The 13,118-nt window shown below is 59.6% G+C and carries 12 protein-coding genes; 5 read left to right on the forward strand and 7 right to left on the reverse strand.

Annotated elements, in window-relative coordinates:
• Positions 1 to 172: 172 nt before the first annotated feature.
• From LUB09_RS05210 to metG, 4 genes are all read right to left on the reverse strand, one after another.
• Entirely contained in the window at positions 173 to 328 is a 156-nt protein-coding gene (locus tag LUB09_RS05210; protein WP_373460609.1) for a PA3496 family putative envelope integrity protein, read from the reverse strand.
• A gap of 134 nt (positions 329 to 462) precedes the next feature.
• Positions 463 to 1,101: an endonuclease III gene (nth, locus tag LUB09_RS05215; protein ID WP_209989289.1), complete on the reverse strand. Its 639-nt coding sequence runs from the start codon at positions 1,099 to 1,101 to the stop codon at positions 463 to 465.
• A gap of 24 nt (positions 1,102 to 1,125) precedes the next feature.
• Positions 1,126 to 1,908, reverse strand: coding sequence for an electron transport complex subunit RsxB (gene rsxB / locus LUB09_RS05220; protein WP_209989292.1), 783 nt, complete (start codon positions 1,906 to 1,908; stop codon positions 1,126 to 1,128).
• Between the two features lie 19 nt (positions 1,909 to 1,927).
• Positions 1,928 to 3,979, reverse strand: a complete 2,052-nt coding sequence (metG, locus tag LUB09_RS05225; protein ID WP_231421858.1) for a methionine--tRNA ligase — start codon at positions 3,977 to 3,979, stop codon at positions 1,928 to 1,930.
• Positions 3,980 to 4,154: 175 nt separating this feature from the next.
• On the opposite strand from metG, the gene apbC reads away from it, so the two are divergent.
• Positions 4,155 to 5,249, forward strand: a complete 1,095-nt coding sequence (gene apbC, locus LUB09_RS05230; protein WP_209989310.1) for an iron-sulfur cluster carrier protein ApbC — start codon at positions 4,155 to 4,157, stop codon at positions 5,247 to 5,249.
• A 502-nt stretch (positions 5,250 to 5,751) separates the two neighbouring features.
• On the opposite strand, the gene fdxA is transcribed toward apbC, so the two are convergent.
• From fdxA to LUB09_RS05245, 3 genes are all read right to left on the reverse strand, one after another.
• On the reverse strand, positions 5,752 to 6,075 hold the full coding sequence (fdxA, locus tag LUB09_RS05235; RefSeq protein WP_057007697.1) for a ferredoxin FdxA: 324 nt from the start codon (positions 6,073 to 6,075) through the stop codon (positions 5,752 to 5,754).
• 142 nt (positions 6,076 to 6,217) lie between these two features.
• The gene (mutS, locus tag LUB09_RS05240; RefSeq protein WP_231421859.1) at positions 6,218 to 8,809 is read right to left on the reverse strand and encodes a DNA mismatch repair protein MutS; all 2,592 of its coding nucleotides are present in this window, start codon (positions 8,807 to 8,809) and stop codon (positions 6,218 to 6,220) included.
• Between the two features lie 177 nt (positions 8,810 to 8,986).
• Positions 8,987 to 9,589 carry a CGNR zinc finger domain-containing protein gene (locus LUB09_RS05245; protein WP_231421860.1) on the reverse strand — a complete coding sequence of 201 codons (603 nt, stop codon included), beginning with the start codon at positions 9,587 to 9,589 and terminating at the stop codon, positions 8,987 to 8,989.
• A gap of 75 nt (positions 9,590 to 9,664) precedes the next feature.
• Here LUB09_RS05245 and LUB09_RS05250 point away from each other — a divergent pair, with 75 nt between their 5' ends.
• The 4 genes from LUB09_RS05250 to LUB09_RS05265 all read left to right on the forward strand — a co-directional run bounded on the left by LUB09_RS05250 (position 9,665) and on the right by LUB09_RS05265 (position 13,118).
• On the forward strand, positions 9,665 to 10,606 hold the full coding sequence (locus tag LUB09_RS05250; protein ID WP_231421861.1) for an alpha/beta fold hydrolase: 942 nt from the start codon (positions 9,665 to 9,667) through the stop codon (positions 10,604 to 10,606).
• A 311-nt stretch (positions 10,607 to 10,917) separates the two neighbouring features.
• A complete protein-coding gene (locus tag LUB09_RS05255) occupies positions 10,918 to 11,652 on the forward strand; it encodes a LexA family transcriptional regulator (RefSeq protein WP_209990705.1) in 735 nt (244 codons plus the stop codon).
• Between the two features lie 589 nt (positions 11,653 to 12,241).
• Positions 12,242 to 12,580: a phage holin family protein gene (locus LUB09_RS05260; RefSeq protein ID WP_003231384.1), complete on the forward strand. Its 339-nt coding sequence runs from the start codon at positions 12,242 to 12,244 to the stop codon at positions 12,578 to 12,580.
• 22 nt (positions 12,581 to 12,602) lie between these two features.
• Complete coding sequence (locus LUB09_RS05265; RefSeq protein WP_209989319.1) at positions 12,603 to 13,118, forward strand: hypothetical protein; 516 nt, start codon at positions 12,603 to 12,605, stop codon at positions 13,116 to 13,118.

Below are 13,118 nucleotides of genomic sequence, written 5' to 3' on the forward strand. Positions count from 1 at the left end.
CACCCTTGCCTCTGGCTAACACTTCCCCTTGCCGGGTGTGTAGAGGACTTTCACCTCCAAGTCACCAGCGTGGCCACCACAGCCAAACTGGTTGCGCTTCGCGCAACGCGCCATGCCTGGCGCACCAGAAAAAAGCCTCCGTAAGGGAGGCTTCTGACCGTTTTCGGTTGTATCAGAGGTCGAAGTCGTAGTCGGCCAACTGTTTTTTCAAACGTCGCTCTTCAAGGAGATTGTCGATGGTGCGGCGTTTGCTCAAATTGGTCTTGGCCACCTCAACCACAGGCGTCTCTACCACGTCGTCATCCGACTCAACGAGGTCGTCGCTCATTTCCAGTTGTTCTTCGCCAGCGCTCATAAGGTTAACTCCGGGCTAAGACTGCCGTTGGCGCTCCTTATAACGATAATTCACGGGCGGGTAAAAAAGATTTTTTCAATCGTCGAATCAATAAAACCAATGATCGCTCAATCATCGGAGGTTTTTTCCTTGTATTCACACAGGTCTTCGATGCGACAGCTGCCGCAGCGTGGCTTGCGTGCCTGGCAGACATAGCGCCCGTGCAGGATCAGCCAATGATGGGAATCGAGCAGATATTGCCTTGGCACAAATTTCATCAGCTGCTTTTCCACTTCCACCACGTTTTTTCCGCGGGCAATACCGGTGCGGTTGCTGACGCGAAAAATATGCGTATCCACCGCCATGGTCAGTTGCCGGAACGCGGTGTTCAGCACCACGTTGGCAGTCTTGCGTCCCACGCCGGGGAGGGCTTCCAGGGCCTCGCGGGTTTGTGGCACTTCACCGCCATGCAGCTCCATCAGCATCCGGCAGGTCGCAATCACATTTTTTGCCTTGCTGTTGTACAGGCCGATGGTCTTGATGTATTCGGACAAACCTTCAACACCCAGCGCATGGATCGCTGCCGGCGTGTTTGCGACGGGATACAGCCTGGCCGTGGCCTTGTTGACGCCGACGTCCGTGGACTGCGCCGAGAGAATCACCGCAATCAGCAACTCGAATGGCGATGAGTAGGCCAGTTCGGTCTTGGGTTCCGGGTTGTCTTCGTGAAGCCTGCGGAAAATTTCCAGGCGTTTGGCGGCGTTCATCGGGCGGGTGTTCCTTGCTGGCGGTCAGCGTGATGTTGAGGTGGGTTCAAGCAGTGCGGCCAGCGTGCGTTCCGCCGCCTCGAAGTGCTGCTGCAGGATGATCAGTTGTGACTGCTGTTCAAAGGTCGGCGGGTGACCGAACGCCTTCAGGGATTTATGCAGCTGTGCGCGACTCATCGCGACGCCGACTTTGGCTTTCTTGACGGCAGCCTCGGCGGCATCGATCGGTTTTGGGGGGGGAGGGAGTGGCGGCTGGACCCGCGCCAGGCGCTCGGCAATCCTGTGTGTGTCCTCCCGCTTCAGGCGTGCGTTGCGTTGTTCAAAGCGACGCCGCGCCCGGTCGCGCTTGATGCTGCGCAGATGGCGTTGATGATCGTTGGCCGCGAGGTCGCCGACAATCGGCAGGGCAGTAGTCAGGGGACGCATGTCGATGCAATCGACCGGGCAGGGCGCCACGCACAGGTCGCAGCCTGTGCATTCATCGATGATCACGCTGTGCATCAGCTTTGCGGCGCCGACAATGGCATCCACCGGGCACGCCTGAATGCATTTGGTGCACCCGATGCACTCGGCTTCGCGGATATAGGCAACCTGTGCCGGGGCTTCGCCACGGGCCGTGTCCAGATCCAGCACCGGCACATTCAGCAGGTGTGCAAGCCCGACGATCGTCTCCTGTCCGCCGGGCGGGCACTTGTTGATCGCCTCCCCCAGAGCGATGCCCTCGGCGTAAGGCCTGCAGCCCGGGTGCCCGCACTTGCCGCATTGGGTCTGCGGTAACAGCGCGTCGATACGTTGAATCAGGCTCATGCATTGAAACCTGTCATTACTACTTGATGCGCTGTCCCGGCTTGGCGCCGCTGTCCGGGCTCAGCAGGTAGATTTCCTCACCACCAGGGCCGGCGGCCATCACCATGCCTTCGGAGATGCCGAACTTCATTTTGCGCGGCTTGAGGTTGGCGACCATCATGGTCAGGCGCCCATCGAGCTTGGACGGGTCCGGGTACGCGCTCTTGATGCCGGAGAACACGTTGCGCTGCTCGCCACCCAGGTCCAGTGTCAGACGCAGCAGTTTATCGGCACCTTCCACGGCTTCGGCCTTGAGAATCAGTGCCACACGCAGGTCCACAGCGTCAAAGGCGTCGAAGTCGATTTCCGGTGACAACGGGTCCTTGGCCAGTTCGCCGTTGCCGGCGGAGGCAGATGCACCCGTGTCGGTCTGGCTGGCGATCAGGTCTTCTTTCGAGGCGTCGGTCATGGCCTGGACTTTCACCGGGTCGATGCGGGTCATCAGGGGTTTGAACGCATTCAATTGATGATTACCCAGCAGTGTGGCGTGATCGTTCCAGGTCAACGGCGCGACGTTGAGGAACGCCTCGGCATCGGCCGCCAGCAACGGCAGCACCGGTTTGAGGAAGATCACCAACTGGCGGAACAGATTGACGCCGGTGGCGCAGATTGCCTGTACTTCAGCCTCTTTGCCTTCCTGCTTGTTCAGCGACCATGGCGCCTTGACGGCGATCCACGCGTTGGCGCGGTCGGCCAGGCCCATGATCTCGCGCATGGCGCGGGCGAAGTCACGGGCTTCATAGGCGTCGGCGATACCTGGCGCAGCGGCCAGGAAAGCCTCGGTCAGCTCCGGCGCGGCGTTGTCCGCCACCATGAGACCGGCGTTGCCCTTGTGGATGAACCCGGCGCAACGGCTGGCAATGTTGACGACTTTGCCTACCAGGTCGGAGTTGACCTTCTGTACGAAGTCCTCAAGGTTCAAGTCGAGGTCGTCGACGCCACGGCCCAACTTGGAGGCGTAGTAGTAGCGCAGGTATTCCGGCGACAGGTGGTCCAGGTAGGTGCGCGCCTTGATAAAGGTGCCACGGGACTTGGACATCTTCTGGCCATTGACGGTCAGGTAGCCGTGTACGGCAATGCCGGTCGGCTTGCGATAACCCGAGCCTTCGAGCATCGCCGGCCAGAACAGGGCGTGGAAGTTGACGATGTCCTTGCCGATGAAGTGGTACAGCTCGGCGGTGGAGTCTTTGGCCCAGAAGGCATCGAAGTCCAGGTCCGGCGTACGGTCGCACAGGTTCTTGAAGCTGGCCATGTAGCCGATTGGCGCGTCCAGCCACACGTAGAAATACTTGCCCGGCTCGCCCGGAATCTCGAAGCCGAAATACGGCGCATCGCGGGAAATGTCCCACTGTTGCAGGCCGGCATCCAGCCATTCGGCGATCTTGTTGGCGACGGCATCCTGCAGGGTGCCGCTGCGGGTCCAGGTCTGCAGCATCTCCTGGAAGTCCGGAAGCTTGAAGAAGAAGTGCTGCGAGTCCTTGAGCACCGGCGTGGCGCCGGAGATGGCCGACTTCGGATTCTTCAGGTCAGTGGGGGCGTAGGTGGCGCCGCACTTCTCGCAGTTATCGCCGTACTGGTCATCGGTGCCGCATTTCGGGCAGGTGCCCTTGATGAAGCGGTCGGCCAGGAACATCTTCTTTTCCGGGTCGAAATACTGGGTGATCGAGCGCGTATCAATGTGCCCGGCATCACGCAGTCGCGTGTAGATCTGGCTCGACAGCTCACGGTTCTCTTCGGAGTGGGTCGAGTGGAAGTTGTCGAAATCCACCAGGAACTCGGCAAAGTCGGCGCTGTGTTCAGCCTGCACGTTGGCGATCAGTTGTTCCGGGGTGATCCCTTCCTTTTCGGCGCGAAGCATGATGGCCGAACCATGGGCGTCGTCGGCGCAGACATAAATGCATTGGTTGCCGCGATGCTTCTGGAAGCGCACCCACATATCGGTCTGGATGTACTCAAGCATATGGCCAAGATGGATGGAACCATTGGCATAGGGCAGGGCGCTGGTGACGAGGATCTTGCGTGGCTCGGACATGGGGCTCGGCTACTTGATGAAACGGAGGTCGGCCACTATAAAGCGCCGGGCGATTTATTTCACCCCGTGGCGCTGTTTCAGTCTCTTGCGCACAGCCGAAAGCATGCCGTTGAGCGAGCGGAACGGTTAGGATAGCCGCCTGTTTCAGTCAGTCCTTTTTTTTCGGGAGTAGCCCATGAGCGCCGTCAATCGCGCAGCGGTGGAAGCCGTTCTTCGCCAGTACACCGACCCCTATTTGAACCAGGATCCGGTGAGTGCCGGTTGCGTACGCGCCATCGAGGTCCAGGGTGACCAGGTAACCGTTGAGTTGGAACTGGGCTATGCCGCAGGCCTGTTCAAGCGCGGCTGGGCGCAGATGCTGCAGATGGCCATCGAAGGCCTGGACGGCGTGCGCACAGCCACGGTCGACATTCAATGCGTGATCGCGCCGCACAAGGCCCAGGCGCAGATCCCTGGCCTGGCCAACGTGAAGAACGTGATCGCCGTGGCGTCCGGCAAGGGCGGCGTAGGCAAATCGACCACGGCCGCCAACCTGGCCCTGGCCCTGGCACGTGAGGGCGCGCGGGTGGGCATTCTCGACGCGGATATCTACGGCCCCAGCCAGGGCGTGATGTTCGGTATCGCCGAAGGCACGCGGCCGAAGGTCAAGGACCAGAAATGGTTCGTGCCGATCGAGTCTCTGGGTGTGGAAGTCATGTCCATGGCCTTTCTCACCGATGACAACACGCCGATGGTGTGGCGCGGGCCGATGGTGTCGGGCGCGTTATTGCAATTGGTCACCCAGACCGCCTGGGGCGACCTGGACTACCTGGTGATCGACATGCCACCCGGCACGGGTGATATCCAGTTGACCCTGGCGCAGAAAGTTCCGGTGGCCGGCTCGGTCATCGTCACCACCCCCCAGGACCTGGCGCTGCTTGACGCCAGGAAGGGCGTGGAGATGTTCCGCAAGGTCAACATCCCGGTACTGGGCGTGGTGGAAAACATGGCCGTGCATATCTGTTCCAACTGCGGGCATGCCGAGCATCTGTTTGGCGAAGGCGGTGGTGAAAAGCTGGCGAGCCAATACGACGTCGAGCTGCTGGCCTCGTTGCCGCTGTCGATGAGCATTCGCGAGCAGGCCGACGGCGGCAAACCCACCGTGGCAGCAGAACCCGATGGCCAGATCGCGATGGTTTATCAGGAACTGGCGCGTCATGTCGGGGCGCGCATCGTATTGCAGGAAGCGGCAGCGCCGGCAATGCCGACCATTACGGTCAGCGACGACTGATCCTCACACTGCAGGGGCGAGCGTGCTCGCGCCTGCAAAACTACGCTTCAAGCGTGTCCTTGCGCTTTTACGCAATCGCTGATGTAAGCATTGGCTTACTTTTCCGTAAGTGTTTGGTTTTTTTGCTCGCCATGTCTGCCTTGAATCGCTGCGAGATTTTTCTATCCTTTTGAAAAACAACAATTATTTATAGAGTCTTGGACTCCGGCACCTGTCAGCAGCTCCGTAGTATCCGGTTGAACATCCCTTGGAACTCTTTAACATCAGCCCTGTGTCCACGGAATGACACGGCCATCAAGGAACGGTGGTTTGAAGGAGCGTCGCAGGATGCGATTCATCAGGACGATGAAAAAGGAATACAGGGACAGGGAAGAAATGTGGGCGGGTCATACCGCCCCTTTTTTTCGCCTGCAGAAAAGTGAAATACCTGCCCGTTAAATAGCCGCCCTGGAATGCAAAAAAGGCCCGCAAAGGGCCTTTTTTATTGGGGCGGTGGCGCGTTTCAGCGCTCCAGGAATTCGATCTTGCCTGTCTTGCCGTCCCACTCGGCCGCGTCCGGCAGCGAGTCTTTCTTTTCGGTGATGTTTGGCCAGATCTCCGCCAGCTCGACATTCAATTGAATGAAGTTTTCCATACCTGCCGGAATTTCATCCTCGGAGAAAATCGCGACGGCCGGGCATTCAGGCTCACACAGGGCGCAGTCAATGCACTCGTCCGGGTGGATGACCAGGAAGTTCGGGCCTTCGTAGAAGCAGTCCACCGGACACACTTCTACGCAGTCGGTGTACTTGCACTTGATGCAGTTGTCGGTGACGACGAAGGTCATTTCTAATTCTCTCCTCAGGCGGCGGCAGCGAAACCCCTTGTGGCGGGGCTCGCGAGGTTCGGGAGCGATAGTCTGCAGGCCAGGCTAAGAGCCTGCAGCATCCCAAACCGCGCGAGAGTCTACCAGCTTGCAAGCGTCTGCGTTATATCCGAGTCTTCAGTGCATATAACATTTCGAGCGCTTTGCGCGGCGTCAGGTCATCGATATCGAGTTTGGCCAGTTCGTCCAGCACCGGGTGGGGCAAACTGGCGAACATGTCGCTCTGATGCGGTGCGGCGGGTTTCCTGCTGGCCTTGGCGGGGCTGGCCACCGCGTTTTCATGGGGCAGCGCCGTGGTTTCCAGACGGCTGAGGTGCTCGCGGGCGCGGGTGATTACGTCGCCCGGCACGCCGGCCAGTTGTGCCACGGCCAGGCCGTAGCTCTGGCTGGCCGGGCCTGGCAGCACATGGTGCAGGAACACGATACGCTCGTTGTGCTCAGTGGCGTTAAGGTGCACGTTGGCCACCAGCGGCTCGTTTTCCGGCAGTACCGTGAGTTCGAAATAATGGGTGGCAAACAGCGTATAGGCACGCAGGTGCGCCAGGCGCTCGGCAGCCGCCCAGGCCAGGGAGAGGCCGTCGAAGGTGCTGGTGCCGCGTCCGACTTCGTCCATCAGCACCAGGCTGCGCTCGGTGGCGTTGTGCAGGATGTTGGCGGTTTCGCTCATCTCCACCATGAAGGTCGAACGGCCACCGGCCAGGTCATCGCTGGAACCGATCCGCGTGAAAATGCGGTCCACCAGCGACAACTCACAGCTCGCCGCCGGCACAAAGCTGCCGATATGCGCCAGCAATACAATCAAAGCGGTCTGACGCATGTAAGTGGATTTACCACCCATGTTGGGACCGGTGATCACCAACATGCGGGTATCGTCATCCAGCGCCAGGTCGTTGGCCACGAACGGGGTAGTCAATACCTGCTCCACCACCGGATGGCGACCCTGCACGATGCGCATGCACGGCTCGCTGACAAAACGCGGGCAGTTCAAGTCCAGGTTCAGCGCACGCTCGGCCAGATTGCTCAGCACATCCAGCTCCGCCAGGGCGGCCGCGGTGTCCTGCAGGGGCGCCAGGCGGCTGATCAGGTCTTCGAGCAGGGCCTCATAGAGCATTTTTTCCCGCGCAAGGGCGCGGCTCTTGGCCGACAGCGCCTTGTCTTCGAACGCCTTGAGCTCAGGCGTGATAAAGCGCTCGGCCCCTTTAAGGGTCTGGCGACGCTGATAGTCGATGGGGGCCGACTCGGCCTGCTTGCTTGGCAACTCGATAAAGTAGCCGTGCACACGGTTGTAGCCGACTTTCAGGTTGGCCAGGCCCGTTCGCGCTTTTTCACGGGCTTCCAGATCGATCAGGAACTGACCGGCGTTTTCGCTCAAGGATTGCAGCTCGTCCAGCTCGCTGTCGTAGCCGGTCTTGAGCACCCCTCCGTCACGGATGATGGCGGGCGGGTTGTCGATAATGGCCTTTTCCAGCAGCGCGGCCAGATCCGGGTACGTACCTGCCGTCACCGCCAACTGTTGCAGGTGCGGCGTGTCCAGTTCGGTCATCGCCTCTTGCAACTGCGGCAGCGCGCTCAAGGCATCACGCAGTCGCGCCAGGTCACGGGGCCGCGCATTACGCAAGCCGATCCGCGCGAGGATGCGCTCGATATCACCGATTTCCTTGAGTTGCGGCTGCAGCTTTTCAAAGCGATAGCCGTCCAGCAGGCAGGTGATGGACGTCTGTCGCGCTTGCAGCACGCGCAAATCCCGCAGCGGACGGTTCAGCCAGCGGGTCAGCAAGCGGCTGCCCATGGCGGTCTGGCAACGGTCGACCACCGATTGCAGGGTGTTGTCACGCCCGCCGCTGAGGTTGGTGTCCAGTTCCAGGTTGCGACGGCTGGCGCCGTCCAGCACCACGGTATCGTCCAGCCGCTCATGACGCAGGCTGCGCAAGTGCGGCAGGGCGGTGCGCTGGGTTTCCCTGGCATAGCTGAGCAGGCAACCGGCCGCGCCAATGGCGAGGGTCAGGGTTTCACAGCCGAAGCCTTTAAGGTCCTGCACCGAGAATTGCTGGCACAGGCTTTTCAGCGCCGAGTCACGCTCAAAATCCCACGGCGCGCGACGCTTGGTCCCACGGCGCTTTTCCGCCGGCAGGTCTTTGGGCCAGTCATCCGGGATCAGCAATTCCACCGGATTGATACGCTCAAGCTCCGCCAGCAGATTCTCCCAGCCCTTGATCTCCAGCACGCTGAAATTGCCGCTGGTGATATCCAGCACCGAAAGCCCGAACAGACGCTCATCACCCAGCACCGCCGCGATCAGGTTATCGCGCCGCTCATCCAGCAGCGCCTCATCACTCACCGTGCCCGGCGTAATGATGCGCACCACCTGACGTTCCACTGGCCCTTTGCTGGTGGCCGGATCGCCGATCTGCTCACAGATCACCACTGACTCGCCCAGCTTGACCAGCTTGACCAGATAGCCTTCCAACGAATGGTAAGGAATCCCGCACATCGGAATCGACTGCCCCGCCGATTGCCCTCGCGCTGTCAGAGTGATGTCCAGCAGCTTGGCGGCCTTCTTCGCGTCTTCGTAGAAGATTTCGTAGAAGTCGCCCATGCGATAGAACATCAACTGATCAGGGTGCTGGTTTTTCAGGCGCCAGTACTGCTGCATCATTGGGGTGTGGGAAGACAGATCGGAGCTGTTTTTACTCATTGGATAGTAGGCAAATTCGTTGAAAGTGGTGGGGCAAAGGGGCGCTTGGCCCAGCATTTATTGCGATGGGCGCAAGGTTAACACGCGAGGTCGGGGGTTCGCAGGTTGCAAACGGCCAGGTAAAACACAAAAGGAGGACGATGCACTTATTCAAATGCGCCGCGCCCTTTTTGGCGCTTAGTCAGGTTTTTTCCTCGACCGGAACGCCGCCACTTTCATGCGATTGCCGCAGGTCGCCATGCTGCACCAGCGGCGACGGTGGGATTTGCTCAAGTCATGGAAGAGCAGAATGCAGTCATGCGCCTCGCACTGGCGTACGAATTCGAACTTGTCGCCCGTCACCACATTCACCAACGCATCGGCTATCGGCCACAGCAAGCTTTCCGGGCTGTTGTCCGTTCGGTGAACGCCCAGCCGATATCCCTGCGCCTGGCTCTCCCATTCCAGCCTGCTGAACGGGCGACCTGCCTCAAGCACCTGGTTGATCACGCCGAGATCCACCGCAACGCCATTCATTGCAGCGTTCACCAGCGCCCTTGCAGCGTCACGCAGTTGGCGTGCTTCGGCGAGCAGGCCCTGGGGCGCTTGCAGTTGAGCGTTCTCCGGCAACAGCCCTGCCATCTTGAGCCAATTCGTCACGCTTTGATCATCGCTGAGGCAGTCATGCTGTTGCTCGCCCACGCCGTACTCACTGTTGATGAAGTCGAGGGCGAGGTTGTCAGCCAGGAAGAGCGCGCCGGAGGCGGTAGGGGTCGAGGTCATCATTTTTTTGTAACTCATAAAATATGTTTGACAGGTTACCAAAATCGTACGTAACCTTCAAACCTCAAATTTAACGGTTACAAGGAAATCGTCATGACATCGTCCAAACCCATTGCCGCTGCCGCGCTCGCGGCTTCCCTGTTGGCAGGCGGCGCGCAAGCCGCCGATGCAACGCGCCAGGTTCATTACCGCTACGAGCAAGTAGGTGATGTGAAAGTGTTCTACCGCGAGGCAGGCAACCCCAGCGCACCGACGGTGTTGTTGCTTCACGGTTTCGCCGCCTCATCGTTCATGTTTCGCGACCTGCTTCCCGAACTCGCCGACCGCTATCACGTGATTGCGCCGGACCTGCCGGCGTTCGGCTTCACCGAAGCGCCTGCGCGGGGCGACTATCCCTACACGTTCAGCCAACTGGCGAAGACCGTCGGCCAGTTCACCGAGCAGCTCAAGCTCCAGAAGTACGCGCTCATGGTTCACGACTACGGCGCGCCGGTGGGATGGCGTCTTGCGGTCGCCCATCCGGAGCGAGTCACGGCGATCATTTCGCAGAACGGCAACGCGTATGAGGAAGGCTTGGGCGACAGCTGGGCGCCTATCCAGAAGTACTGGCACGCACCGACGCAACAGAACCGCGACGCGCTGCACGACTTCCCGACACCGGCTTCCATCAAGTGGCAATACCTTGAAGGGGTGGCCGACAAGAGCACGGTGTCGCCGGACGGCTACACCCTGGAAGGGCTGCAAGTCACGAAGCCGGGCAATGTGGACATTCAGTTGGACCTGTTGCTGGATTACGCCTCGAACGTGGCCATGTACCCCGCGTTCCAGGCGTACTTTCGCGAGTACCAGCCACCGCTGCTGGCGGTGTGGGGGAAAAACGATCCGTTCTTCCTGCCGGCCGGGGCACAGGCGTGGAAGCGCGATCTGCCCAAGGCGGATATTCGTTTTTACGACACGGGGCACTTCGCGCTGGAAACCCACGGCCGGGAAATCATTCCGGTGATTCGTGAGTTTCTGGATAAAAACGTTCGTTAGCAGCGATGTGCATGCCTGGCCAAGCACAGGAATCGCGCTCGGTTTGGAAGCTGTATTCACTTCCAGACCGAGCACAATAACTGCGGTAACCGGCGAGGCTGAGAATGGATATTCGCGGTCTCTGGCCCTGGGGCATTTCTGATCTGTGAGCGTTTTCGACGTCAGATGCTTTTTGATTAGCACATCAAAGTGACGATAACCGCTTTCACGCGCCGCATTATCGGAATGCGGGATCAGGATTCGGCCACAACGCATAAAATATGCAAATCAGCATTTGCCAAGCGCTGAATCTCTCGGCACTATCTGCCGTTATGCAAAAACGCAATGTTTCAATCGTCCTCAAAGAGCTGCTGGATCGCGACCGGATCTCCCCCACGGAGCTTCACCGGCGTACTGGTGTGCCTCAATCCACCCTGTCCCGGATCCTCAGCGGCAAGATCGTTGACCCGTCGGACAAGCACATTTCCCGCATTGCCGAGTACTTTCGCGTCAGCACCGATCAGTTGCGCGGACGCGCGGCAGTAGGCGCTCAGCGGGACGAAGAACGCGACCCGATGCATTCGGAACTCAAGGACATAAGCTTGTGGGACGACGACACCCCCGTGAATGACGACGAGGTGTCGATCCCCTTTCTGCGTGAGGTTGAATTGGCTGCTGGATCAGGAAGATTCGTCATCGAGGAAAGCGAAAAGGCCAGCCTGCGGTTCGGCAAGCGCAGCCTGCGGCATAACGGTGTGCAATTCGACCAGGCCAAGTGTGTGACGGTGCGTGGCAACAGCATGTTGCCGGTGTTGCGTGATGGCGCCACGGTCGGGGTGAATGCAGGCAAGAGTGGCATTGGCGATATCGTTGACGGCGACCTGTATGCAATCAATCACAACGGGCAATTGCGGGTTAAACAGCTCTATCGCCTGCCTTCCGGGATTCGCCTGCGCAGCTTCAATCGCGATGAGCACCCGGACGAGGACTATAGCTTCCAGGACATACAGGACGAGCAGATCAGCATCCTCGGTCATGTGTTCTGGTGGGGCATGTACGCTCGCTAACCTTCCTCTGTAAGACAAAACCTGCCAACGAGCAGGTTTTTTTTCGCCTGTAAAACGCCTCAAGCCCCAGGCCGCGCTGGCTTGAAATGCATTAATGCATTTCATTGGGAGAAATAAATGCATTTACGCATTGACTGTATATGCATACATGCATATTCTTCACCTCAAGCCAGCCAATAAGGTCTGGTGGAGGCGGCAAGGATGCCGCCAGGGAAGACAAGGAAGGCACGCAACATCGGCAAGGATGCCATCGAAGCGATGGCAGGGAAGCCAGGCAACACCGGCAAGGATGCCGACGCTCTTTAGGGGTACCGCTTCAAAAACAGGCAGCGATGAACCGGCCTTAATGGTTCAGAGGGTTGGCAACTGACCCGGGTGTGCAGCGTAAAGCACCAGAAGCAGTTATCCGGCAGACAGGGATCGTGGTCGGAAAAACAATGAGGAAAGGACCGTACCGCGCCAGTAGCGCCGAAAGTCCGCGGACAGCATTACTGAAAAGCCCGGGCGACCGGGCTTTTTGGAATGCCTACCCATCGAACTATATGCGAATGAAAAACGGACTATCCAGTGCTCAGCCAGGAGGCGTGACATGACAAACGAACAACAAGCGTTAGCGGAAATGCCTATCTGGCTGGTCATCATATTGGCGGTGATCGGCGGGGTGTCCGGCGAAATGTGGCGTGCCGACAAGGAAGGCGCCCGTGGCTGGTCGCTGATTCGGCGCCTGGCGCTGCGCTCCGGGGCCTGCATGGTCTGCGGCGTTTCAGCCCTGATGCTGTGTTACGCCGCCGGCATGTCGATCTGGACGGCCGGCGCCATCGGCTGCCTGACCGCCATGGCCGGCGCCGACGCCGCCATCGGGCTCTACGAGCGCTGGGCGGCCAAACGTATCGGGATCAACGAAGGCCCGCGCCAGGATCCGCGTTAATTGCTGCAAGGAAGCCACTGACATGACGTTCATCGAAAAACCATCCCAATTGCCGCAAGCCATCGGCCAGGCGCTGCATGTTGCCTTTCCCGACCTGAAAATCGGCAGCCATCAGGACTTTCAGGAGGGCGGCGTAAACACCGGCGTGCTGGTCACGGTCGAGGGCAATGGCCCCGGCATCCGCTCGCCCGAAGGGCGCAAGGCGCACGCCCTGGCCATTTCACTCAAGGCCATGGTTGCTGCGGGTGCCTTGCCGTTCGATGCCTGCGACCTGGCCAGTCAACTGATGGACCTGGTGCTGGACAACCGCTGGGGCCTGCCCCAGGCGCAGTGTGATTTGCCGACGAACATCGTTGCCACTCCGTCTTCGCGGACCGGTGCAGGAACGGACTACGACACCTGGACTGTTTCCTTCACCCAAACCCTCTACATCGGACCGGTGTTGCTCAACGACCCTACAGGCCAACCCTTGTTTGCCCGCACCTGGGAAGTCACCAACATCAACGACCCTGACCAATACAAGCCACTGGCGGAGTAA

Origin of the sequence: Pseudomonas sp. Leaf59 (genome assembly GCF_920984685.1) — a bacterium.
Lineage (GTDB): Bacteria > Pseudomonadota > Gammaproteobacteria > Pseudomonadales > Pseudomonadaceae > Aquipseudomonas.

Excerpts from the sequence above, each read along its gene's own strand:
- LUB09_RS05210 (WP_373460609.1), bottom strand. The coding sequence starts at position 328 with ATGAGCGACGACCTCGTTGAGTCGGATGACGACGTGGTAGAGACGCCT.
- nth (WP_209989289.1), bottom strand. The coding sequence starts at position 1,101 with ATGAACGCCGCCAAACGCCTGGAAATTTTCCGCAGGCTTCACGAAGAC.
- rsxB (WP_209989292.1), bottom strand. The coding sequence starts at position 1,908 with ATGAGCCTGATTCAACGTATCGACGCGCTGTTACCGCAGACCCAATGC.
- metG (WP_231421858.1), bottom strand. The coding sequence starts at position 3,979 with ATGTCCGAGCCACGCAAGATCCTCGTCACCAGCGCCCTGCCCTATGCC.
- apbC (WP_209989310.1), top strand. The coding sequence starts at position 4,155 with ATGAGCGCCGTCAATCGCGCAGCGGTGGAAGCCGTTCTTCGCCAGTAC.
- fdxA (WP_057007697.1), bottom strand. The coding sequence starts at position 6,075 with ATGACCTTCGTCGTCACCGACAACTGCATCAAGTGCAAGTACACCGAC.
- mutS (WP_231421859.1), bottom strand. The coding sequence starts at position 8,809 with ATGAGTAAAAACAGCTCCGATCTGTCTTCCCACACCCCAATGATGCAG.
- LUB09_RS05245 (WP_231421860.1), bottom strand. The coding sequence starts at position 9,589 with ATGAGTTACAAAAAAATGATGACCTCGACCCCTACCGCCTCCGGCGCG.
- LUB09_RS05250 (WP_231421861.1), top strand. The coding sequence starts at position 9,665 with ATGACATCGTCCAAACCCATTGCCGCTGCCGCGCTCGCGGCTTCCCTG.
- LUB09_RS05255 (WP_209990705.1), top strand. The coding sequence starts at position 10,918 with ATGCAAAAACGCAATGTTTCAATCGTCCTCAAAGAGCTGCTGGATCGC.
- LUB09_RS05260 (WP_003231384.1), top strand. The coding sequence starts at position 12,242 with ATGACAAACGAACAACAAGCGTTAGCGGAAATGCCTATCTGGCTGGTC.
- LUB09_RS05265 (WP_209989319.1), top strand. The coding sequence starts at position 12,603 with ATGACGTTCATCGAAAAACCATCCCAATTGCCGCAAGCCATCGGCCAG.